Origin of the sequence: Burkholderia pyrrocinia (genome assembly GCF_003330765.1) — a bacterium.
Classification (GTDB): domain Bacteria; phylum Pseudomonadota; class Gammaproteobacteria; order Burkholderiales; family Burkholderiaceae; genus Burkholderia; species Burkholderia pyrrocinia_B.
Genome location: NZ_CP024903.1, coordinates 2,433,197 through 2,454,326, shown reverse-complemented (window position 1 = coordinate 2,454,326; position 21,130 = coordinate 2,433,197). Strand labels below are relative to the sequence as shown.

Here is a 21,130-nt window from a genome sequence, read left to right as displayed (position 1 = left end):
GGCGCGTGATGCCGCCCCGCGCCCGGCCGTGCCTTAGCCGGCCGCTGCTGCCTCCGCCGCTGCCAGCCGGAATGGCGCCAGGAATGCCCAATCCGGCTGTGCTGTCGCGACATCCGCCAGCCCGCGCACGAACGCGTGCGCCGGCAGCCACGGATACCCGAACGCCGCGTGCAGCGCATCGAGTTTCGCCGCCTGCGGATCGTCGACCGTATCCATCCGCGCGATATGAATGTGCAGCGCGGCAATCCGCGCAACGCCTTCGATGTCGCACGCGAACTGCCAGCGGTACGTGCCATGCCCGAGCCGCAATGCGCCGTTGTCCTTCTGCCGCATCGCGACGAGCCATGGCATCCCGCTGACGCCGTGTTCGTCGACTGCCGGTTCGGTGCAGAGGTAATAGGTCCGGCATCGCTCGAACCGCTCGCCGAAATCTTCGACCAGCGTGCGCGCGATGGCCGCCGCTCCCGTCACGCGCGGCGGAAAATCGATATCGTCGTTCGCGAGCGAAAAGCTCAGCTCGGCATTGGCCGCGAAGCAGTCGGCGATCAGCGCGGGCCGGTTCAGGTCCTTCGCGCGCAGATAGCATTCGAGCAGCGCGCGAACCGGCGCGGGATGAAGCGGGAAGGGCATGGTCGAGCCTCCGGTATCGGGAAATCGGGCCGCACGCGGCCCGCCGGACCTGGCCGGGAGCGTAGGTGCCTTTGCCGTATAATTTCGTTTCAAAGCTAAATTCGCATGACCGCACGGAGCGTCGACGTCATGGCCAAGCAGCAAGAGGAGTCCGTCCTGACCATTACCAACCCGGCCTGCCTGATCGACGGCACGGACACGGCATTCCGTCACCTGATCAACGGGCTGTTGCCGTTCGCGGCCCGCCTGTTGTCGGTGCGCGACGGCTTCGGCTCGCTGGTCGGCCTCACCGGCATCCAGTATTCGCTGCTTGTATCGGTCGCGCATCTGTCGCACGACGACGTCGTGACCGTCAACCGCCTCGCCGATCACCTGCACCTGAGCGGCGCCTTCGTCACGATCGAGACCGGCAAGCTGAAGAAGCTCGGCCTGATCGACAAACGTTCGGACCCCGACGACAAGCGCAAGATGCGGCTCACCGTCACGCCGGCCGGCTCGAAGCTGCTGAAAGCGCTCGCCGACTCGCAGCAGCGTATCAACAACGTGCTGTTCGAGGGCGTGACGAAAACTGAATTCAAGGCGCTCTGCTCGGTGATCGACCGCCTCGTCACCAACGGCGATCGCGCGACGCTCGATCTCGCGCACATGATCGCGCGCCAGGAAAAAGGCTGACGCGCGCCGGCCACAGGCCGGCCTGACGCATCGGCCACACTCAGTGCGCGGCCCACTCGATCGTACTCAGGTCGACCCCTTCGAGATGCATGTCCCACAGCGGGCTCAGCGCGCGCAGCTTGTCGACCGTGTCGCGCACCTGCGCGATCACGCTGTCCACTTCGGCCTCGGTCGTGAAGCGGCCGAGCGTGAAGCGGATCGAGCTGTGCGCGAGCTCGTCGCTGCGGCCGAGCGCGCGCAGCACGTACGACGGCTCCAGCGATGCCGACGTGCACGCGGAGCCTGACGACACCGCGACGCCCTTGATCCCCATGATCAGCGATTCGCCTTCGACGAAATTGAAGCTGACGTTCAGGTTGTGCGGAATCCGGCGCGCGAGATCGCCGTTCACGTAAACCTCGTCGAGCGTCGACAGGCCGGCCAGCAGCCGGTCGCGCAACGCGCCGACGCGGCGGCTTTCTTCCTCCATCTCTTCCTTCGCGAGCCGGAACGCCTCGCCCATCCCGACGATCTGGTGCGTCGGCAGCGTGCCCGAGCGCATCCCGCGCTCATGGCCGCCGCCGTGCATCTGCGCTTCGATGCGCACGCGCGGCTTGCGGCGCACGTACAGCGCGCCGATCCCCTTCGGGCCGTAGACCTTGTGCGCGGTCACCGTCAGCAGGTCGACGTTCAGCACATTCACGTCGACCGGAATCTTGCCGGCCGCCTGTACGGCGTCGCAGTGGAACACGATGCCGCGCGCGCGGCACAGCGCGCCGATCTCGGCCACCGGCTGGATCACGCCCGTCTCGTTGTTCGCGAGCATCACCGAGACCAGGATCGTGTCGGCGCGCAGCGCCTGCTGCAGCGCGTCGAGATCGAGCAGGCCGTCTTCCCGCACGTCGAGGTACGTGACGTCGAAGCCCTGGCGTTCGAGTTCGCGGCACGTATCGAGCACGGCCTTGTGCTCGGTCTTCACCGTGACGAGGTGCTTGCCCTTGCCCTGGTAGAAGTGCGCGGCGCCCTTGATCGCGAGGTTGTTGCCCTCGGTCGCACCGGACGTCCACACGATTTCGCGCGGATCGGCGCCGAGCAGCGCGGCGACGTGTGCACGCGCTGCCTCGACCGCCTGCTCGGCGTCCCAGCCGTAGCTGTGGCTGCGCGAAGCAGGGTTGCCGAATTGCTCGTGCAGGAACGGCACCATTTTGTCGACCACGCGCGGATCGACGGGCGTCGTCGCACTGTAGTCCATGTAGATCGGACGGGATTGCATCGAAAGGGCTCCGGAAAGCGGTGTCTCCCGCGGGGCGCGAAAGCCCGGGGAATACGGTAGCCGCAGTGTACGTGGACATTCGCGAGCGCCGCGCAACATCCATCCCGCCAGTAGGGTTGTCTTTCAAACAAAGCTTTCAAGATCAGGGTTTACGACAGCTTGAACCCGCCTTTGTGTTTGCATTTAATAAAAGCTAAATAACAAAGCTAAATAACGGTGCTTTGTTGGGCCGGACTCCACTGCGGAATCCGGCGATGCAACCCAAGGAGGGCGAGATGAGCGAGAACCATGCCGGAACCGGCGCGGGCGCCGACGAGCAGCGGCGCTTTCGCACCGCGCTGTCGATGTTCGCGACGGGCGTCGCGGTGATTACCGCACCGCGGAAAGAGGGGGTGCCGATCGGCATCACGGTCGCGTCGTTCAATTCGGTGTCGCTGGACCCGCCGCTGATCCTGTTCTCGGTCGACCGCCGCAGCCTGAGCCTCGGCGACCTGACCGACGCGGGCGGCTACGCGGTCAACGTGCTCGACGAGACGCAGCAACACCTGTCGAACTGCTTCGCGAAAACGAACGGCGACAAGTGGGGCTGGCGTGCCGACGCGGCGAAAGACGACGGCGCGGTGCTGCTGCCGGACGCGCTTGCAACGTTCGAATGCGAACCCTATGCGCAGTACGACGGCGGCGATCACGTGATCTTCGTCGGCCGCGTGACGCGGCACCGCGTGCGCTCGGAAGGGCGCCCGCTGATCTTCTTCGGCGGCCGTTACCGCACGCTCGACGGCGTGCACGCGCTGTCTGCTTGAACGCAACCCACGATTCATTCCACCCAGGAGGCATCATGATCAAGAACGGGACTCAGCACATCGCGTCGCTGCGCGACGGGCGGCAGGTCTACCTGAACGGCCAGCCGGTCGGCGACGTGACCGCGCACGCGGCATTCCGCAATTCGATCCGCAGCTACGCGAGCCTGTACGACTACCAGGCGCGCGACGAGAACGTCGAGAAGATGACGTTCGTGTCGCCCGACTCGGGCAACCGCGTCAGCCGAATCTGGCAGCTGCCGACGTGCTACGACGAACTCGTCGAACGCCGCGCCGCGATGGAAGCGTGGTCGGAGCTGCATTACGGCTTCATGGGCCGCTCGCCCGATCACGTTGCGTCGTGCCTGTCGGGCATGTATATGGGCGCCGACGTGTTCGAGCAATACGATCCGGCGCGCGCGGGCGCACTGCGCGACTACTACCGCTACGCACGCGACAACGACCTGTTCCTGACCTACGTGATCGTGAATCCGCAGGCGAACCAGTCGAAGGCCGCGCACGAGCAGGAGGACAAGTACCTCGCGGTCGGCATCGTCGACCAGGACGCCGAGGGCATCACGGTGCGCGGCGCGAAGATGCTCGCGACCAGCGGGATCATGGCGAACGAGGTGTTCTGCAGCTGCATCCAGCCGCTGCGCGAAGGCGACGAGATGTACGCGCTGTCGTTCGCGGTGCCGATGAACGCGAAGGGCATGAAGATCATGTCGCGCAAGTCGTACGAGGAGAACGCGACGTCGGTGTTCGACAACCCGCTGTCGAGCCGCTTCGACGAGAACGACGCGGTGCTGTATTTCGACGACGTGAAGGTGCCGTGGGAGCGGATCTTCGTCGCCGGCAATACGGCGATGTGCGCGAAGCAGTTCCACGCGACGCCCGCGCACGTGTTCCAGAACTACCAGTGCCAGGTGCGCCTGATGACGAAGCTGCGCTTCCTCGTCGGGCTCGGCCTGAAGATCTCCGAGGTCAACGGCACGAACGCGTTCCCGCAGGTGCGCGAGACGCTGGGCCAGCTCGCGGCCGAGGCGTCGATGGTCGAGGCGTGGGTCTACGGAATGGAAGCGAAGGGCACGGTCGTCAACGGCTTCTACGTGCCCGACCGCAACATGCTGTACGGCTCGCAGGTCGTCACGCAGCAGCTCTATTCGAAGGTGCTCAACACGCTGCGCGAGCTCGCCGGCGGCGGAATGATCATGCTGCCGTCCAGCGTGCGCGATTTCGAAAACCCCGACCTGCTGCGCATCATCGAGAAGACGCAGAAGTCGCCCGTATGTTCGTCCGAGGATCGCGTGAAGTTCTTCAAGCTCGCGTGGGACGCGGTCGGCTCCGAATTCGCGTCGCGCCACAACCAGTACGAACTGTTCTATGCCGGCGCGTCGTTCGTCACGAAGGGCCATGCGTACCGCACGTACGACTGGCAGCGCGCGTCGCATCTCGTCGATTCGATGCTCGGCAGCTATTCGCTGAACCAGGAGTTGTCGACGCCGCGCGCCGCTTGACGCGCCGCATCGCGCCAGACCTTACCCGCTATCGCATTCAGGAGAGACAGATGGCCATCAACAAGCTTCACGACGAATTCCATACGCTGGACATGCAGCGCGACTGGCGGCTGCCGGAAGGCTATGACCCGGCATCCGGCGCGCAGGAACTGATCCTGTCCGGCGCGCTCGACACCGAGCGGAAGCGCGGCAGCCGCACGCGCCTGCTGCGCCTGCCGGCCGGGCTGCACACGAAGAAGCCGTTCGTGCACGACTACTGGGAGGAGGTGTTTCTCGTCGAGGGCGACCTGACCGTCGGCAACGACGAGCACGGCAACGGCGGCACGCCGTTCAACGGCTACACGTATGCGGTGCGTCCGCCCGGCGCATGGCACGGCCCGTTCAAGTCGAACGGCGGCTGCGTGCTGCTGGAGATCCACTACTACGACCCGGCGTGAGCCCGGACGATCAATGACACACAGCGGGCGGCGGCGCATGGCTCGCGCTGCCCGCCGCAAGGAGTTTTCGATGAAAACCATCACGTTCGCGATCGACGGTCGCGACGGCCGCACCGAGCGCGCGATTTCGATCGACACGCTCGTGATCGCGGGCTGGACCGGCCGCGATACGGCCGCCATGGAGCAGCACATTCGCGAGCTGGAGGAACTCGGCGTCAAGCGCCCGGCGACGACGCCGGTGTTCTACCGCGTCGCGGCCGATCGCCTCGATCCGTCGCCCGCGATCCAGGTATCGGGCGGGCAGAGCAGCGGCGAAGCGGAATTCGTGCTGGTGCGGGACGGCGGCGAGACCTTCGTCGGCATCGCGTCCGACCACACCGACCGCGAGGTCGAGACCTACGGGATCACCGTGTCGAAGCAGATGTGCGGCAAGCCGTGCGCGAACACACTGTGGAAGTTCGACGATGTGGCCGGCCACTGGGATCAGCTCGTGCTGCGCGCGTACGCGACGATCGACGGCGAGCGCGTGCTGTATCAGGAGGGCAAGGTCACGGCGATGCGCGCGCCCGACGATCTGCTCGCGCAGTTCGCGCGCCACGACGGCCGCTTCGCCGACGGTACCGCGATGCTGTGCGGCACGCTTGCGGCGATCGGCGGCATCCGGCCGGCCGAGCGGTTCGAGGTCGAGCTGGAGGATCCGGTGCTGGGCCGCACGCTCCGGCACGCGTATGCGGTGGACACGCTGCCCGTTGCGGGCTGACGCGGCCGAACGCACTCAGGCGCGGCAGATCGCGATGATCTCCGCGCTCGTCGCGTCGGCGAACGGTGCCACCGCATGATGGAGATCGACGACGTCGTGCCCGGCCGCCGCGAGCTGGCGCGCGAACGTGCCGGTGCCGCAGCCGAGATCGAGAACGCGTTGGCGCGCGGTGCCGATCAGGGCTGCGTAGAACGCAAAATCGTGATCGCCCGCGTTGAACAGGTCGTGGATTGCGACGAGGCGCGGGTCGGTGTAAAGGGCTTCGCCGGCGGGCGCCGCGCCAAACGTCATGCGCTCGCGCGCATCAGCGCTGCTGCACGGCCACGCGCAGCCCGAGCGTGATGAAGATCGAGCCGATGATCTTGCCCTGCCAGCGTGTGAGCCACGTCAGCCGCTTCACGATGCGGCCGAGCGGGCGGATCGAGCACGCGATCAGCGTCGTGTAGAGCGAGCTGAGCACGACGAAGATCAGCCCGAGCACCGCGAACTGCACGAACGTCGAGCCGCGTTCCGGATGCACGAACTGCGGCATGAACGCGAGGAAGAACAGCGCGGTCTTCGGATTGAGCACTTCGGCGGGAATCGCCTGCAGGTACGCCTTGAGCGGCGTGACGGGCGACACGGTCGGCAGCGACGGATCGGACTGCTTCTCCAGCAGCGCGCGCACGCCGAGATAGATCAGGTACGCGGCGCCGACCAGCTTCACGACGTTGAACGCAAGCGCCGACGTCATCAGCAGCGCGGACAGCCCGACGGCCGCGAACAGCGTATGCACGAAGTCGCCGCTGGCGACGCCGAGGCCGGTCAGGATGCCGGTCTTGCGCCCGCCCTGCACGGTGCGGCTCAGCACGAGCAGCACGGCGGGACCGGGGATCAGGAACAGGCCGAGAACGACGGCCGTGAAGGTGGTCAGCGTGGTCAGGTCGAACATGGCGGCTCCGGCAGGTTGGCGCAGCGGCGGGGGATCGGGGCATTGTATTCGGTTCGGCGCGCGGCCGTTGCCGACGGCGCGCTACGCGCCTTTCAACCGCCCCAACTCATCCGCCAGAAAATCCACGAACGCGCGAATCCGCGTGGACATCTGGTGACGCTGCGCGTACACCGCATAGATGTCGGCGCTCGGCGTTTCGTGGTCGGGCAGCACGACCACGAGGCGGCCATCGGCGAGATAGTCGCGGAGATCCCATTCGGCGCGCATCAGGATCCCGTGCCCGTCGAGCGCCCACTTCACGGCGATCTCGCCGTCGTTCGTCGTCAGGTTGCCGTTGATTCGCACGGCTTCGGTGTTGCGTGCCGCACCGCGCCCGCTCGTCAGGCGCCAAATTCCATAACCCTCGTCGCCCTGCCGGATGCCGATGCAGTTGTGGCGCGTCAGGTCGTGCGGCGTGCCGGGCATCCCGTGCCGTGCGAGATACGCGGGCGCCGCGCACAGCAGCCGGCGGTTCGGCGCGAGCCGCCGCGCGACGACGCGCGAATCGGGCGGCTCGCCGAAGCGGATGCACACGTCGAACGCGTCGTCGGTGAGCGGCGGCGGCATCACCGACAGCTGCAGCTGCACCGACACTTCCGGATAGCGCGCGACGAAGCGTGAGATCGCGGGGCCGACGTGGCTGCGCCCGAAGCCGAGCGTCGCATTCACGCGCAGCAGCCCCTTCGGGCGCTGCTTCGCGCTGCCGAGCAGCTCGCCGAGTTCGTCCACCTGATCGAGGATCCGGCGCGCGTAGTCGAGATACACGTCGCCTTCGGGCGTGAGCATCATCCGCCGCGTCGTGCGGTTGACGAGCGTCACGCCCGCGCGTCGCTCCATCTGCGTGAGCCGCTTGCTGACGGCCGCCGCGGTCAGCCCGAGTTCGCGCGCGGCCGCGCTCAGGCTGCCCGACGCGGCCAGCGTCGAGAAGAAGCCGAGATCGGCCGGCTGGACGGTATCCGCCATGACGGGATTCGTGAATTTAAGTTAAAGATGCTTTGAGTCTAGCACCGGTTCCTGCACTTTTGGTTCGGTAAAGTGCGTTCACGCTCACGATCAATCGAGGATGTCCGCATGAAAACCTACCGTATCGCAACGATTCCCGGCGACGGCATCGGCAAGGAAGTGGTGCCGGCCGGCAAGCAGCTGCTGGAAGCACTGGCCCGCGGCAGCGACCGCTTTGCGTTCGAGTTCGAGGATTTCGACTGGGGCGCCGATTATTACCGCCAGCACGGCGCGATGATGCCGGCCGACGGCCTCGACGCGCTGCGCGGCAAGGACGCGATCCTGTTCGGCTCGGCGGGCGATCCCGACGTGCCCGACCACGTGACGCTGTGGGGGCTGCGCCTGAAGATCTGCCAGGGCTTCGACCAGTACGCGAACGTGCGCCCGACGCGCATCCTGCCCGGCATCGACGCGCCGCTGAAGCGCTGCGGGCCGGACGACCTGAACTGGGTGATCGTCCGCGAGAACTCCGAAGGCGAATACGCGGGCGTCGGCGGCCGCGTGCACCAGGGCCATCCGATCGAGGCCGCGACCGACGTGTCGATCCTCACGCGCGCCGGCGTCGAACGCATCATGCGCTTCGCGTTCCGGCTCGCGCAGTCGCGGCCGCGCAAGCTGCTGACCGTGATCACGAAGAGCAACGCGCAGCGGCACGCGATGGTGATGTGGGACGAGATCGCGAAGCAGATCGCGCAGGAATTCCCCGACGTGACGTGGGACAAGGAACTCGTCGATGCGGCAACCGCGCGCATGGTCAACCGGCCGGCGTCGCTCGACACGATCGTCGCGACCAACCTGCACGCGGACATCCTCAGCGATCTTGCCGCCGCGCTCGCCGGCAGCCTCGGCATCGCACCGACCGGCAACATCGATCCCGAGCGCCGCTATCCGTCGATGTTCGAGCCGATCCACGGCTCCGCATTCGACATCATGGGCAAGGGGCTCGCGAATCCGGTCGGCACGTTCTGGTCGGTCGTGATGCTGCTCGAGCATCTCGGTGAAACGGCGGCCGCCGCGCGCGTGATGCAGGCGATCGAGGCCGTGACGGCCGACCCGTCGCTGCACACGCGCGACCTCGGCGGTAGCGCGACGACCGCGCAGGTGACGGCGGCCGTCTGCGCGCGCGTCGCGCATGCGGCGGTCGCAGCCTGACGAGCAAGGCGGCGATGCGCGTGCGCAACCGGTAACCGGCCGCCGCCCGCGCATCGCTCCCCGGGAATTTCCTGCCCGTGACTCGCGCATCCGACGCGAGCCGGGCGCCGGCCCGCACGCTTCGTTGCGGCGCCGGCCGGCATTCACAGACAGAGCACGGCTCGACCTCGAAGGAGGAGACACATGCAAACGGATCTCGAAACCCGCGTCGCGCGGAAACTGATGTGGCGCATCATTCCGTTCGTGATGCTGCTGTACTTCGTCAGCTTTCTCGATCGCGTCAACGTCGGCTTCGCCGCGATGACGATGAACAAGGCGATCGGCCTGTCGCCGACCGCGTTCGGGTTCGGCGGCGGCCTGTTCTTCATCGGCTACTTCCTGTTCGAGGTGCCGTCCAACCTGATCCTCCACCGCGTCGGCGCCCGCATCTGGATCGCGCGCGTGATGGTCACCTGGGGCATCGTGTCGGCCGTGTCCGCGTTCGCGGCCGGGCCGACGAGCTTCTACGTGCTGCGCTTCCTGCTCGGCATGGCCGAAGCCGGGTTCTTCCCCGGCATCATCCTGTACCTGGGCCTGTGGTTCCCCGCGAAGCAGCGCGCGGTGGCCGCCGCGTGGTTCATGGCGGCCGCGCCGATCTCGACCGCGATCGGGTCGCCGCTGTCGGGCGCGATCATGCAGATGCCGCCGATGTTCGGGCTCGCCGACTGGCAGATGCTGTACATCGTCGAAGCGCTGCCGGCGGTCGTGCTCGGCTTCGTCGTGCTCAAGTGCATGACCGATTCGCCGTCGAAGGCCACGTGGCTGCGGGCGGACGAGCGCGACTGGCTGATCGCGAAGCTGAAAGCCGAAGCCGACGTGCGTCACACGCATGCCGGGCACACGGCCGGCGCGTGGCAGGCACTGCGCGATCCGCGCGTGCTGGCGCTCGCGCTGATCTACTTCGGCACGTCGGCGGGGCTGTACACGCTCGGCCTGTGGGCGCCGCTGATGGTCAAGCAGTTCGGCTTCACCGCGCTGCAGACGGGCTTGCTGACCGGCATCCCGAGCATCGCCGCCGTCGTCGCGATGATCGTCTGGGCGCGGCATTCGGATCGCACCGGCGAGCGCACATGGCACGTCGTGATTCCGTGCGTGCTCGCGTGTATCGGCTTCGTGTTCGCGGGGCAGGCGAGCACCGCGCTGCTGACCGTGCTCGCGCTGGTCGTCGTCAACATCGGGATCAGCGCCGCGAAGGCGCCGCTGTGGGCGATGCCGAGCGCATTCCTGTCCGGCGCCGGCGCGGCCGCGGGGATCGCGATGATCAACTCGATCGGCAATCTCGGCGGGTTTGTCGGGCCGTTCGCGATCGGCTGGCTGAAGAATGCAACGGGCGGGTATGCGGCGGGGCTCTACGTGGTGGCGGGCACGCTCGCGGTATCGGCGATCGTCACGCTGATGCTGAGCCGGAAGAGCGTGAGGGAGGCGGCCGTGCCGGGCGTGCGGCATCACCCGTAAGCGCGGCGTTTGCGCCGACACGCCGGACAGCGCGCATCGCGTGCCTGTCCGGCGCAATGCGTGGTGATGCGCGATCAGCCATGCGTCAGCGTCAGCGCATGGAACTTCACGTCGGCTCGACGGGCGCGTGCAGGTGCAGGCATTACGACTGCGTCGCCGCGACGTGTTGCGCGATGCGAACCGCACATCCATCGGGCGTCGCGTCGGACGTATCCAGCACCATCTGGCTGAATGGCCGCGCCGCATACCCTTCCCGATACATCTCGGCGATACGCTGCCGCTCCCAATCCGTCAGCGCGCGCGAGCCGCGATTCGAAGCCGCGACCGCTTCGGGCGGCGCGAGCGTGACGACGAAAAACCGTGCAGCGCGCGCATCGCAGGCGGCGCGCAGCCGCTCGAATTCCGCTTCGCCGATCGGATAGGCAATCACCAGATGACGCTCGCGGGCCTGCGCGATCTGCGTGACGAGGCGCTCCAGCGCGATCGCCCACTGCACGTCGAACGGCGCATCGTCGGGTGCATCGTGATCGTCGCCGTCGATGAAGCGCGCATCGGGCAGCACGCGTGCGAGCGCGAGACCGATCGTCGTCTTGCCGCTGTTGATCGGGCCGTTCAGGTGGATGACGGTGACGGGTGTCATGAGGGAAAGCCGGTATCGGACGACTCGCAGCTTGCCACGATTGCGCGGGCGTTGCAGGGCCGTGCGATGGCGGCACGCGCGGGATAGCGTGACGGGAAGATGTTGAAGCTGGGTACGTGATCGCGGGGCAACGCGGGAGGCGTCAACGCCCGTGCGTGCGATCGGCGGAAAAACGGAAGGGGGAGGGACAAGCAGGCCGCACACGCAACGAAGCACGCACAGCCTGCCCGACCGGGCCGCCTATCCTTTGCGGATACGCACCCGGCCGTTGGCGAAGCGACTTACTTGTCGCTATCGCTCTTGATCTGCGGCAACGCCGACGATTCGCTCGGCGTCAGCAAGCCGACTTGCGAATACACGCGCAGCTTGTCGCGCGTATCGGTGATGTCGAGGTTGCGCATCGTCAGCTGGCCGATCCGGTCGCGCGGCGAGAACGTCGATGCCACCTTCTCCATCGACAGGCGTTCCGGCTGGTACGTGAGGTTCGGCGACTTCGTGCTCAGGATCGAGTAGTCGTTGCCGCGGCGCAGTTCGATCTTCACTTCGCCGGTGATGGCGCGCGCGACCCAGCGTTGCGCGGTTTCACGCAGCATGATCGCCTGCGGGTCGAACCAGCGGCCCTGGTACAGCAGGCGGCCGAGACGGCGGCCGTTCTCGCGGTACTGCTCGATCGTGTCTTCGTTGTGGATGCCGGTGACGAGACGCTCGTACGCGATGTACAGCAGCGCGAGGCCCGGGGCTTCATAGATGCCGCGGCTCTTCGCCTCGATGATCCGGTTCTCGATCTGGTCGCTCATGCCGAGGCCGTGGCGGCCGCCGATGCGGTTGGCTTCCAGCAGCAGCTCGACCGGGTCCGTAAACTCGACGCCGTTCAGCGCGACCGGCTGGCCGGCTTCGAAGCGCACCGTCACTTCTTCGGCGGCGATCTTCACGTCGTCGCGCCAGAACGCGACGCCCATGATCGGGTTCACGATCTTGATGCCGCTTTCGAGGCTTTCGAGATCCTTCGCCTCGTGCGTCGCACCGAGCAGGTTCGAATCGGTCGAATAGGCCTTCTCGGCCGACATCTTGTATGCGAAGCCCGCCTGGCGCATGAATTCCGACATTTCGGCGCGGCCACCGAGCTCGTCGATGAAGGTCTGGTCGAGCCACGGCTTGTAGATCTTCAGGTCCGGGTTCACGAGCAGGCCGTAGCGGTAGAACCGCTCGATGTCGTTGCCCTTGTACGTGCTGCCGTCGCCCCAGATGTTGACGCCGTCTTCCTTCATCGCGGCGACGAGCATCGTGCCCGTCACGGCGCGGCCGATCGGCGTGGTATTGAAGTACGTGACGCCGGCCGTCGTGATATGGAATGCGCCGCTTTGCAGCGCCGCGATGCCTTCGGCGACGAGCTGCGCGCGGCAGTCGATCAGGCGGGCACCAGCTGCGCCGTATTCGATCGCACGCTTCGGGATCGCGTCGTAATCGTCTTCGTCAGGCTGGCCGAGGTTCGCCGTGTATGCGTACGGGACGGCGCCCTTCAGTTTCATCCAGTGCAGCGCGGCGCTGGTGTCCAGGCCGCCGGAGAAGGCGATACCGACCTTCTGGCCGGTCGGGAGGCTTTCGAGAATCGTGCTCATAGGAATTACCGTGGATTGGGTCCGGGGGGATCGTATTTCGCGGAATATGCGAGTATCGGCTGTCCGGGAAGTTGGGGCAAGGGCTGATTTTCGCGCGGATCCGTCGTCCGGCCTGTCGCGGCGGGCCTGGCGGGCGGTTAACCAGGCGGAGAACGCGGCGCGAATCGGTGCGGAATGGGCGCGCAATGGTGGCCGAAACCGGTGCGGACGAGCCCGGTCGCGGGCCGTATTTCCGGGGACGGATCGGCCGAAGCGCTGGGCCGCCGCCGTCAGGATGCCGGCCTGCCGCGACGAAAGGCCGATGAAAGCAGCGCGCGCGCCGCCCGGAATCCCGCGAGCTTCAGATATTCCACGACTGCGCGGTATCGAGCAGCTTCTCGCGCAACTGATCGACTTCGCCGGCCAGCTTGGCCGTGATCGACACGTAGCCGGACAACTGCGGCGGCGGCGCGTCGTGCGGCGCGTCAGCCGGCCGGCGGCGCGGCGCGAGCCGGCTCGGCGTGCCGAACTTGAGCGCGCGGCTCGCGCCGACCAGCGTGTCGCGGATGCGCCGGTTCACGGCCTTCATTTCAACGCGCATGTATTCGCGGGCCGCGACATCGTCGCGGGCCGGCACCGCGCTCGACAGGATCTCCAGATAGCCGATGCACAGGCGCAGGCTGCGCTGGATCGCCTCGAGCTGCGTCGTCGACGTCTCGCATTCCTTCGACACCGACGGCATCAGCGAACGCAACTGCACGAGCAGCGCGCTCAGCGCGGCCATTTCCTTCAGGTGCGCGTCGTCGCTCACGTGACGGTCGCCCGCGAGCCGCGCATGCACGGCCGCGCACGCGCGCAGCGCGTCGGCGAGCTTGTAGCGCCACGAATAGGTCGCGTAGAGCGGCAGTGCGAACGAAAACGCCAGCGCGATCGCGATGCCGACCAGCACGTTCACCGCGCGCCACAGGCCGTCGACGATCTCGTTGTCGCCGTGCCCGGCGACGATCACCATCGTGATCGCCGACAGCAGCGCGATGTAGCCGGCCTTGCCGATCGCGTGATACGCGCAGAAGCCGCACGCGAGCGCCATCAGCAGGTAGATCGCGACCGGCGCGTGCACGACGGAATACAGCAGGATCAGCCCGAGCCCTGCGAGCGCGCCGATCGACGTGCCGAGCGCGCGCTCGGCCGCCTTCTTGCGGATGTTGCCGTGATGCTGCAGCCCGCCGACGACGATCAGCACGGTGATCGTCGACCACTCGCCGTGCGGCACGCGCAGGCCGGTGGACAGGCCGATCGACACGAGAATCGCGAGCGCGACGCGGGCCGCATGGATCAGCTTCGCGTGCCGGTAGCGGCGGTACGGGTCGAGCAGCGGACGAAGCGCGTGGCGCAGGAGCGGCGGCAGCAGGGTAGGGAGCGGGGCGGTCATGACGGAACGGGGGTGGCCGGAACGCGCACGGCGGCGTGCGCGGGCCGGCGCCGCGCCGCATGCGCAGCAGACGTAACGCTAGCCGAACGCGTGCGGGCTGTCCACGGCGCGGCGGTCCGGCCAGGCCGGCCGAAGCGTCACGTCACGTCTTGCGTCGGCCGCGTGTCCGACACGCGGTTGCGGCCGCCGGACTTCGCGCGGTACAGCGCCTCGTCGGCACGGCGCAGCAGCGTCGCGGCGTTCGTACGGCCGTCGGCAGCGGTTGCCGCGCCGATGCTGGCCGTGACGCGCCCGTAAGGGCTCTTTACGTGGTCGATGTCGAGCTCCGCGATCGCGCGCCGGATGCTTTCGGCGACGGTCGCCGCGCCTTGCGCGTCGGTGTCGGGCAGCGTGACGACGAATTCCTCGCCGCCGTAGCGCGCGACGTGATCGCCGTCGCGGCGCAGGCAGCGCGACGCGGATTGTGCGACGCGGCGCAGCACGTCGTCGCCGGCCGGGTGGCCGTAGTAGTCGTTGAACGCCTTGAAGTGGTCGACGTCGACGAATAGCACCGACAGCGGGCGGCCGCTGCGCGACGCACGCTGCGCCTCCTTCGCGAGCACCGTGTCGAACGTGCCGCGGTTGTCGACGCCCGTCAGCGAATCGGTGTGCGCGAGCCGGTACAGCTTCGATTCGGCGATCTGCCGGCGCCTCAGCTCGCGCGACAGCGCCAGCGAGCCCCACGCGATGAATCCGGTGAACAGGCACATCAGCACGACGGTCCAGACCGCGCGGTGGTGCCACGGCGCGTAGATGTCGATCTCGGCGGGCGCGACGTCGACGATCAGCGGCAGGCCGGCGAGATGCTTGTAAACATAGATGCGCCGGATGCCGTCGATCGCGCCGGTGCCGGTCAGCGCGCCGTCGCGGCTGCGCTGCGACTCGATGAACAGCGGCGAGTCGTGCAGGTCGAGGCCGACCACATGCGGGTCGTAAGGCAGGCGCGACACGAGCGTGCCGTTGTCCTCGACGATCGCCGCGCTGCCGTGCTTGCCGACCGCGAGGCCGTCGAGCAGCGCGCGGAAGTAGTCGATGCTGAGCGTGCCGACGACGATGCCGCCGAACGTGCCGTCGGGCCGGTTGATCCGGCGGCTGAGCGCGATCGTCAGCGCGCCGCCGCGCAGCCGGGCCGCATACGGCCGGCTGATATAGAGGCCCGGCGCGAGCCGGTCGCGGTGCACGGCGAAATAGTCGCGGTCGGCGAAATTGCCTTGCCGCGCGGGCGACGCGCTCGAATCGATCACGATATTGCCGTGCGCGTCCATCACGAAAATCGACCCGAGATACTCGCCGGTCGCCGCGCGGTCGAACAGCAGCCGGTGGCGCTGGCGCGGCGGCAATGTCATCAGTTCCGGATCGGCAATGCCGTCGACGACGTTTTGCAGCGACAAATCGTAGAGTTCGATATTGCGTGCGATATCGCGTTCGATCAGCAGCATCAGGTTGCGCGCATTTTCGACCGCATGGTCATACGCGTCGCGCCGCGCTTCGATTAAAAGCGACGTGGAAAGGCCCCAACTGAACATCAGCAGCACGATGCCCGCGACGAGCACGCCGCGGGGCGACAGAATGCGTGCCACGATCGACGCGGTATGGCGGCGCAGCGCGGCGGGCAGCGTGAATGACTTCATCCTCGGGAGGGGGCAGGCGGCGGATATTCGCGTTGTTGGCGGTTCCGCGCGCTGATTATTTCGAATTAACCGGCATTATCTCGCGAAATCCTGAAATTCGCGTGCGCATGCAAAACATGCATGCGAAAACGGCGATTCGAAACGGTTACGCATCATTACCGCTTTGTATGCGGGCGATTTGATTTGAATCAATTATCAGTGTCGGTCGTTTTGTCTGAATAATGATGCAATGGCCGGTCGATTTTGCGTATCGGCGCGGTATTTGGCGGATTGCGACAGGATGGTTCACAAACGGCGCGGATCGGAAAACCGGATGACCCCTTGGGCTCCATGGTTTTGGCGCCGGCATGCTGCCATGGTCGGACCCGACGCAGCCAACTCCTTGATTCTGCGAAATCTCCCCGCGGTGGCGGGCGTGTTCACCCGAGCTGCCCCCGTGGCGAATCAGGTAGAATCCGCGCTTCGCCGCAGGCGCCCGCCGCGCAACGCGTATCGGGGCCGCATCGAATGCATCGCAGGACGCGCACCGCGCTCCGATTCCGCATGCGCCGGCTACGGATGCCGGCCCGCTCAACGTTTGTCTCGTTTATGTCCGCCATTCCGAATTCCGACCAACCTGGTTCGTCCGCGAACCCACCCAAGCTTCATCGCGCGCTGAAGGCGCGCCACCTGACGATGATCGCCATCGGCGGCTCGATCGGCACGGGCCTGTTCGTCGCGTCCGGCGCGTCGATTTCGCAGGCCGGCCCTGGCGGCGCGATGGTCGCGTACATGCTGATCGGCCTGATGGTTTATTTCCTGATGACGAGCCTCGGCGAGATGGCCGCGTTCATGCCCGTGTCGGGCTCGTTCGCGACCTACGGTGCGAAATACGTCGACGAAGGCTTTGGCTTCGCGCTCGGCTGGAACTACTGGTACAACTGGGCCGTGACGATCGCGGTGGAGCTCGTCGCCGCGCAGCTCGTGATGCATTACTGGTTTCCGGACGTGCCGGGCGTGTGGTGGAGCGCGGCCTTCCTCGGCGTGATGTTCCTGCTCAACGCGCTCACCGTGCGCGGTTTCGGCGAAGCCGAATACTGGTTCGCGCTGATCAAGGTCGTCACCGTGGTCGCGTTCATCGGCGTCGGCCTGCTGATGATCTTCGGCATTCTGAAGGGCGCGCCGAGCAACGGCTGGGGCAACCTGACGATCGGCGACGCGCCGTTCGCGGGCGGCCTGCCGGCGTTGATGGGCGTCGCGATGATCGCGGGCTTCTCGTTCCAGGGCACCGAGCTGATCGGCGTCGCGGCCGGCGAATCGGAAAACCCGCGCACGACGATCCCGCGTGCGGTGCGCCAGGTGTTCTGGCGCATCCTGCTGTTCTACGTGTTCGCGATTTTCGTGATCGGCGTGCTGGTTCCGTATACCGACCCGAACCTGCTGAAGACGGACGTGACCGATATCGGCGTGAGCCCGTTCACGCTCGTGTTCCGCCACGCGGGCCTCGCGTTCGCGGCCGGCGTGATGAACGCGGTGATCCTGACGGCCGTGCTGTCGGCCGGCAACTCGGGCATGTACGCGTCGACGCGGATGCTCTATACCCTCGCGACCGAAGGCCGGGCGCCGAAGGTGTTCGCGAAGCTGTCGCCGGGCGGCGTGCCGCGCAACGCGCTGTACGCGACCACGGCCGTCGGCGCGCTGTGCTTCTTCACGTCGCTGTACGGCGACAAGACGGTGTATCTGTGGCTGCTGAACACGTCGGGGATGACAGGCTTCATCGCGTGGCTCGGCATTGCGGTCAGCCACTACCGGTTCCGCAAGGGCTACGTGAAGCAGGGCTATGCGCTCGACCAGTTGCCGTACCAGTCGAAGTGGTTCCCGTTCGGCCCGCTGTTCGCATTCGTGCTGTGCCTCGTGATCGCGCTCGGGCAGGACTATCAGGCGTTCCTCTCGAACCGGATCGACTGGGCCGGCGTCGCCGCGACCTATGTCGGCATTCCGCTGTTCCTCGTCGTGTGGCTCGGCTTCCGGTTCCTGAACAAGAGCCGCTTCGTGCGCTACGAAGACATGGAGATCGCACCGTGGATCGCTGCGAGCCGCGGCGCGCAGCGGCAGCCGGTGGCGAACCGCGAAACCACGGGTTGACGCGGGCGCGGCAAGCGGCACGCGCGACGTGCGATGAAACGGGAAGCCTTGTGCTTCCCGTTTTTTTTGCCCGGCTTTTGCCTGCACGGGGTCAAAGCCGGTTATATTGCCCGACCCTACCGGGCCACGGCCCGGCCGGCGCGACAGGCGCAGCGCGGATCGGCATCCGGCGCGCGCGGCGCGCGGCGGCCGGCGGCGCCCGGCGTTTTCATCGCTCCATTCGGGCCGGCACGGCCCGTGGAGCGCGCAATCCAGAGGAATCCATGAGCGCATCACCCGCCGAGCGGAAGGCCGGACCCGTTTCCATCGTGCGAATCGAAGCCGCGATCAACGCGTGGCGCGAAGTGTACCCGCCGGCGCCGGACGGCGAGGACGGCTACGCGCTCGACGCCGGCAGCAATTGCCTCGCCGAACTCTACGGCGCGATGATCTGCTATCGGCTGCCGGACGTGCCGCTCGACTCGCTGAGCAACGCGCAGCGCGACGCGCTCTACGCGACCGAGGCGTGATGGGCGATCGTGACGCTGCCGCGATGCGGCGTCGATGAAGCAACGGGAAGCTCGCGGGCTTCCCGTTTTGCTTTGGGCGGCGCGGGCTGCGCGCGTGGAGGTTTGCGCCGCCTGGGGTATCGTCATGACATCATCCGGCCGTGGTTTGACGTCGGGTCCCTGTCCGGGAGGCATCGAAAATGGAGTTGAGACACCTCCGCTACTTCGTCGCGGTCGCCGAGGAGCGGAATTTCACGCGTGCGGCGGAACGGCTGCATATCGCGCAGCCGCCGCTGAGCCGGCAGATCCAGCAGCTCGAGGAGGCGCTCGGCGTGCCGCTGTTCGAGCGCAACGCGCGGCCGCTGAAACTGACCGACGCGGGGCGTTTCTTCTATTCGCATGCGGTGCAGTTGCTCGCGCAGACGACCGAACTCGAATCGATGACGAAGCGGGTCGGCAAGATCGAGCGCAGCATGTCGGTCGGCTTCGTCGGCTCGACGCTGTACGGGATGCTGCCGAAAATCATCCGGCGCTTTCGCAGCGAGTATCCGGCCGTCGAGCTGAGCCTGCACGAGATGTCGACGATGGACCAGATCAAGGCGCTGAAGGAAGGGCGCATCGACGTCGGGTTCGGGCGCATCCGCCACGAGGATCCGAGCGTGCGGCGCGTGGTGCTGCGCGAAGAGCGGATGATCGTCGCGCTGCCGGTCGGCCACGTGCTCGACAGCGCGAAGTCCGTGCTGTCGCTGCACGATCTCGTGAACGACACGCTGATCATCTTTCCGAAGGCGCCGCGCCCGAGCTATGCGGACCAGGTGCTTGCGGCCTTTCACGATCGCGCGCTGCAACCGCGGCGGATCTACGAGACGCGCGAACTGCAGATCGCGCTCGGCCTCGTCGCGATGGGCGAGGGCGTGTCGGTCGTGCCGCACAGCGTGTACGGCCTGAAGCGCGACGACATCAGCTACAAGCCGCTCGACGATCCGAACCTCGTGTCGCCGATCATCATGAGCATGCGGATGCTCGACGAATCGGAGGACATTCGCGCGATGCAGGCGCTGATCTACCGGCTGTACGACGAAGCGCAGATGGAGTATCTGCCGCCGCAGCCCGAATGAGCGCGCGGGCGGCGGGGGCTTGCTTGACGCCGCGCGCGCCTGCGGGCCAACATGCGGGGATTCCGAGGCCGCCGACGTGCGGCCGCTTTCAGGCAGACGACAGACACATGACCGATATCGTGACCGAGGAGACAACCGTCGAGACGCCGCAAGGGCGTCTCTTTGCGAAGCGCTGGCGTGCTCGTCCGGCGCAGGACGCAGCGGGCGCATTCGGGTCGGCCGCACCTGAGCCGGCCGCACCCATCGTGCTGCTGCACGATTCGCTCGGCTGCGTCGAACTGTGGCGCGACTTTCCCGCGCAACTCGCGCGCGCCACGCAACGCGACGTGATCGCGTACGACCGGCTCGGCTTCGGCCGTTCGGATCGTCATCCGGGGAAGCTCGGCACGACGTTCGTGCGCGACGAGGCCGATCACGCGTTCGATGCGCTGCGCGAACAGCTCGGCGTCGATGCGTTCGTCGCGTTTGGACACAGCGTCGGCGGCGCAATGGCGGTGGGGTGCGCAGCCGCACATCCGGATCGTTGCCGCGCGCTCGTGACGGTCGCCGCGCAGGCGTTCGTCGAGGATCGCACGCTGGCCGGCATTCGCGACGCCGGGCTGCAGTTCGACGAACCGGGACAACTCGACCGGCTCGCGCGCTATCACGGCGACAAGGCCGAATGGGTGCTGCGCGCGTGGGTCGACACGTGGCTGTCGCCGGCATTTCGCGACTGGAATCTCGACGACGCATTGCCGCGCGTGCAATGCGCGACGCTTGCGATTCACGGCGAAGACGACGAATACGGGTCCGACGTGCATCCGAAGCGGATCACCGCGCGCGTCGCGGGACCCTCGTCGTTCCTGTTGCTTGGAAAGTGCGGGCACATGCCGCACCGCGAGCGGACGGACGACGTGCTGGCCGCCGTGGTGACGCTCCTGCGCGACGCGGGCGCCTGAGCGCCCATGCAACCGGCGGGCGTGTGCCCGCCGGCTGTCAGAACACCAGCTGGATCGCGAGATCGATCGCGAGCAGCGCGATCGAGCAGCCGATGCCGAGGACCACGTTCGGCAGCCGGTGCTCGAAATCGCGATGATCCTTGCGCATCGCGGCGCCGAGCAGGAAGATCGCCTCGACCACGATCTGCAGCCCGACGAACAGCAGCATCAGCAGATACTCGTAACCCATTTGCTTGAACGCGGCGAATTGCATCCCGTGATCGCGGATCCACTGGCCGACGCGCAGCAGTTCGTAAACGAACAGCAAGGCCGGAAACAGGTAGCTGATGAAATAGGTCGGCGCGGTGGCGTGCCGTAGTTCGAGGTGGAAGTGCTGATGCGTGGTAGTCATCACGAATCCCTCCTTGCAATGCATGATTGCGGTCGCGACGGCGGC

The 21,130-nt window shown here is 67.0% G+C and carries 20 protein-coding genes and 1 pseudogene; 11 read left to right on the top strand and 10 right to left on the bottom strand.

Features of this window, described 5'->3' with window-relative positions:
• Nucleotides 1–33: 33 nt before the first annotated feature.
• Nucleotides 34–630 (bottom strand): nuclear transport factor 2 family protein, encoded by a 597-nt coding sequence (locus CUJ89_RS28755; RefSeq protein ID WP_114180678.1) that lies wholly within the window; start codon nucleotides 628–630, stop codon nucleotides 34–36.
• 129 nt (nucleotides 631–759) lie between these two features.
• Between CUJ89_RS28755 and CUJ89_RS28750 the strand changes: the two genes are divergently transcribed.
• Nucleotides 760–1,302 (top strand): MarR family winged helix-turn-helix transcriptional regulator, encoded by a 543-nt coding sequence (locus tag CUJ89_RS28750; protein ID WP_114181610.1) that lies wholly within the window; start codon nucleotides 760–762, stop codon nucleotides 1,300–1,302.
• 40 nt (nucleotides 1,303–1,342) lie between these two features.
• Here the strand turns inward: CUJ89_RS28750 and CUJ89_RS28745 are convergent, their stop codons facing one another.
• Nucleotides 1,343–2,554, bottom strand: coding sequence for an IscS subfamily cysteine desulfurase (locus tag CUJ89_RS28745; RefSeq protein ID WP_114180677.1), 1,212 nt, complete (start codon nucleotides 2,552–2,554; stop codon nucleotides 1,343–1,345).
• Nucleotides 2,555–2,808: 254 nt separating this feature from the next.
• Here CUJ89_RS28745 and CUJ89_RS28740 point away from each other — a divergent pair, with 254 nt between their 5' ends.
• The 4 genes from CUJ89_RS28740 to CUJ89_RS28725 all read left to right on the top strand — a co-directional run bounded on the left by CUJ89_RS28740 (nucleotide 2,809) and on the right by CUJ89_RS28725 (nucleotide 6,068).
• Complete coding sequence (locus CUJ89_RS28740; protein ID WP_114180676.1) at nucleotides 2,809–3,357, top strand: flavin reductase family protein; 549 nt, start codon at nucleotides 2,809–2,811, stop codon at nucleotides 3,355–3,357.
• A gap of 35 nt (nucleotides 3,358–3,392) precedes the next feature.
• On the top strand, nucleotides 3,393–4,871 hold the full coding sequence (locus tag CUJ89_RS28735) for a 4-hydroxyphenylacetate 3-hydroxylase family protein (RefSeq protein WP_114180675.1): 1,479 nt from the start codon (nucleotides 3,393–3,395) through the stop codon (nucleotides 4,869–4,871).
• 50 nt (nucleotides 4,872–4,921) lie between these two features.
• Complete coding sequence (locus CUJ89_RS28730) at nucleotides 4,922–5,308, top strand: cupin (protein WP_089453518.1); 387 nt, start codon at nucleotides 4,922–4,924, stop codon at nucleotides 5,306–5,308.
• Nucleotides 5,309–5,378: 70 nt separating this feature from the next.
• The gene (locus CUJ89_RS28725; RefSeq protein WP_114180674.1) at nucleotides 5,379–6,068 is read left to right on the top strand and encodes a DUF2848 domain-containing protein; all 690 of its coding nucleotides are present in this window, start codon (nucleotides 5,379–5,381) and stop codon (nucleotides 6,066–6,068) included.
• A 66-nt stretch (nucleotides 6,069–6,134) separates the two neighbouring features.
• Here CUJ89_RS28725 and CUJ89_RS28720 read toward each other — a convergent pair.
• From CUJ89_RS28720 to CUJ89_RS28710, 3 genes and pseudogenes are all read right to left on the bottom strand, one after another.
• Nucleotides 6,135–6,359: pseudogene (locus tag CUJ89_RS28720) on the bottom strand (class I SAM-dependent methyltransferase); the annotation flags it as partial.
• A 13-nt stretch (nucleotides 6,360–6,372) separates the two neighbouring features.
• Nucleotides 6,373–6,999 carry a LysE family translocator gene (locus CUJ89_RS28715; RefSeq protein ID WP_114180673.1) on the bottom strand — a complete coding sequence of 209 codons (627 nt, stop codon included), beginning with the start codon at nucleotides 6,997–6,999 and terminating at the stop codon, nucleotides 6,373–6,375.
• A gap of 81 nt (nucleotides 7,000–7,080) precedes the next feature.
• Nucleotides 7,081–8,001 carry a LysR substrate-binding domain-containing protein gene (locus CUJ89_RS28710; protein WP_114180672.1) on the bottom strand — a complete coding sequence of 307 codons (921 nt, stop codon included), beginning with the start codon at nucleotides 7,999–8,001 and terminating at the stop codon, nucleotides 7,081–7,083.
• Between the two features lie 108 nt (nucleotides 8,002–8,109).
• Here CUJ89_RS28710 and CUJ89_RS28705 point away from each other — a divergent pair, with 108 nt between their 5' ends.
• Nucleotides 8,110–9,192, top strand: coding sequence for a tartrate dehydrogenase (locus CUJ89_RS28705; RefSeq protein WP_114180671.1), 1,083 nt, complete (start codon nucleotides 8,110–8,112; stop codon nucleotides 9,190–9,192).
• Nucleotides 9,193–9,375: 183 nt separating this feature from the next.
• The gene (locus tag CUJ89_RS28700; protein WP_114180670.1) at nucleotides 9,376–10,686 is read left to right on the top strand and encodes an MFS transporter; all 1,311 of its coding nucleotides are present in this window, start codon (nucleotides 9,376–9,378) and stop codon (nucleotides 10,684–10,686) included.
• A 142-nt stretch (nucleotides 10,687–10,828) separates the two neighbouring features.
• Here CUJ89_RS28700 and CUJ89_RS28695 read toward each other — a convergent pair whose 3' ends face one another.
• The 4 genes from CUJ89_RS28695 to CUJ89_RS28680 all read right to left on the bottom strand — a co-directional run bounded on the left by CUJ89_RS28695 (nucleotide 10,829) and on the right by CUJ89_RS28680 (nucleotide 16,026).
• Nucleotides 10,829–11,326: a shikimate kinase gene (locus tag CUJ89_RS28695; protein WP_114180669.1), complete on the bottom strand. Its 498-nt coding sequence runs from the start codon at nucleotides 11,324–11,326 to the stop codon at nucleotides 10,829–10,831.
• 281 nt (nucleotides 11,327–11,607) lie between these two features.
• Nucleotides 11,608–12,945: an argininosuccinate synthase gene (gene argG / locus CUJ89_RS28690; RefSeq protein WP_114180668.1), complete on the bottom strand. Its 1,338-nt coding sequence runs from the start codon at nucleotides 12,943–12,945 to the stop codon at nucleotides 11,608–11,610.
• Between the two features lie 340 nt (nucleotides 12,946–13,285).
• Nucleotides 13,286–14,356, bottom strand: coding sequence for an FUSC family protein (locus tag CUJ89_RS28685; RefSeq protein ID WP_114180667.1), 1,071 nt, complete (start codon nucleotides 14,354–14,356; stop codon nucleotides 13,286–13,288).
• 137 nt (nucleotides 14,357–14,493) lie between these two features.
• A complete protein-coding gene (locus tag CUJ89_RS28680) occupies nucleotides 14,494–16,026 on the bottom strand; it encodes a sensor domain-containing diguanylate cyclase (protein WP_114180666.1) in 1,533 nt (510 codons plus the stop codon).
• Nucleotides 16,027–16,614: 588 nt separating this feature from the next.
• Between CUJ89_RS28680 and CUJ89_RS28675 the strand changes: the two genes are divergently transcribed.
• The 4 genes from CUJ89_RS28675 to CUJ89_RS28660 all read left to right on the top strand — a co-directional run bounded on the left by CUJ89_RS28675 (nucleotide 16,615) and on the right by CUJ89_RS28660 (nucleotide 20,694).
• The gene (locus CUJ89_RS28675; RefSeq protein WP_114180665.1) at nucleotides 16,615–18,150 is read left to right on the top strand and encodes an amino acid permease; all 1,536 of its coding nucleotides are present in this window, start codon (nucleotides 16,615–16,617) and stop codon (nucleotides 18,148–18,150) included.
• A gap of 263 nt (nucleotides 18,151–18,413) precedes the next feature.
• Nucleotides 18,414–18,659 (top strand): DUF3717 domain-containing protein, encoded by a 246-nt coding sequence (locus CUJ89_RS28670; RefSeq protein WP_114180664.1) that lies wholly within the window; start codon nucleotides 18,414–18,416, stop codon nucleotides 18,657–18,659.
• Between the two features lie 179 nt (nucleotides 18,660–18,838).
• On the top strand, nucleotides 18,839–19,756 hold the full coding sequence (locus CUJ89_RS28665; RefSeq protein ID WP_114180663.1) for a LysR family transcriptional regulator: 918 nt from the start codon (nucleotides 18,839–18,841) through the stop codon (nucleotides 19,754–19,756).
• Between the two features lie 107 nt (nucleotides 19,757–19,863).
• Entirely contained in the window at nucleotides 19,864–20,694 is an 831-nt protein-coding gene (locus CUJ89_RS28660; RefSeq protein ID WP_114180662.1) for an alpha/beta fold hydrolase, read from the top strand.
• 37 nt (nucleotides 20,695–20,731) lie between these two features.
• On the opposite strand, the gene CUJ89_RS28655 is transcribed toward CUJ89_RS28660, so the two are convergent.
• Nucleotides 20,732–21,085: a hypothetical protein gene (locus CUJ89_RS28655; protein WP_114180661.1), complete on the bottom strand. Its 354-nt coding sequence runs from the start codon at nucleotides 21,083–21,085 to the stop codon at nucleotides 20,732–20,734.
• Nucleotides 21,086–21,130: the final 45 nt, after the last annotated feature.

Coding starts and splice junctions, on each gene's coding strand:
- CUJ89_RS28665 (WP_114180663.1), top strand. CDS start 18,839: ATGGAGTTGAGACACCTCCGCTACTTCGTCGCGGTCGCCGAGGAGCGG.
- CUJ89_RS28655 (WP_114180661.1), bottom strand. CDS start 21,085: ATGACTACCACGCATCAGCACTTCCACCTCGAACTACGGCACGCCACC.
- CUJ89_RS28755 (WP_114180678.1), bottom strand. CDS start 630: ATGCCCTTCCCGCTTCATCCCGCGCCGGTTCGCGCGCTGCTCGAATGC.
- CUJ89_RS28735 (WP_114180675.1), top strand. CDS start 3,393: ATGATCAAGAACGGGACTCAGCACATCGCGTCGCTGCGCGACGGGCGG.
- CUJ89_RS28660 (WP_114180662.1), top strand. CDS start 19,864: ATGACCGATATCGTGACCGAGGAGACAACCGTCGAGACGCCGCAAGGG.
- CUJ89_RS28705 (WP_114180671.1), top strand. CDS start 8,110: ATGAAAACCTACCGTATCGCAACGATTCCCGGCGACGGCATCGGCAAG.
- CUJ89_RS28745 (WP_114180677.1), bottom strand. CDS start 2,554: ATGCAATCCCGTCCGATCTACATGGACTACAGTGCGACGACGCCCGTC.
- CUJ89_RS28750 (WP_114181610.1), top strand. CDS start 760: ATGGCCAAGCAGCAAGAGGAGTCCGTCCTGACCATTACCAACCCGGCC.
- argG (WP_114180668.1), bottom strand. CDS start 12,945: ATGAGCACGATTCTCGAAAGCCTCCCGACCGGCCAGAAGGTCGGTATC.
- CUJ89_RS28680 (WP_114180666.1), bottom strand. CDS start 16,026: ATGAAGTCATTCACGCTGCCCGCCGCGCTGCGCCGCCATACCGCGTCG.
- CUJ89_RS28670 (WP_114180664.1), top strand. CDS start 18,414: ATGAGCGCATCACCCGCCGAGCGGAAGGCCGGACCCGTTTCCATCGTG.
- CUJ89_RS28710 (WP_114180672.1), bottom strand. CDS start 8,001: ATGGCGGATACCGTCCAGCCGGCCGATCTCGGCTTCTTCTCGACGCTG.
- CUJ89_RS28675 (WP_114180665.1), top strand. CDS start 16,615: ATGTCCGCCATTCCGAATTCCGACCAACCTGGTTCGTCCGCGAACCCA.
- CUJ89_RS28740 (WP_114180676.1), top strand. CDS start 2,809: ATGCAACCCAAGGAGGGCGAGATGAGCGAGAACCATGCCGGAACCGGC.
- CUJ89_RS28730 (WP_089453518.1), top strand. CDS start 4,922: ATGGCCATCAACAAGCTTCACGACGAATTCCATACGCTGGACATGCAG.
- CUJ89_RS28700 (WP_114180670.1), top strand. CDS start 9,376: ATGCAAACGGATCTCGAAACCCGCGTCGCGCGGAAACTGATGTGGCGC.
- CUJ89_RS28725 (WP_114180674.1), top strand. CDS start 5,379: ATGAAAACCATCACGTTCGCGATCGACGGTCGCGACGGCCGCACCGAG.
- CUJ89_RS28695 (WP_114180669.1), bottom strand. CDS start 11,326: ATGACACCCGTCACCGTCATCCACCTGAACGGCCCGATCAACAGCGGC.
- CUJ89_RS28685 (WP_114180667.1), bottom strand. CDS start 14,356: ATGACCGCCCCGCTCCCTACCCTGCTGCCGCCGCTCCTGCGCCACGCG.
- CUJ89_RS28715 (WP_114180673.1), bottom strand. CDS start 6,999: ATGTTCGACCTGACCACGCTGACCACCTTCACGGCCGTCGTTCTCGGC.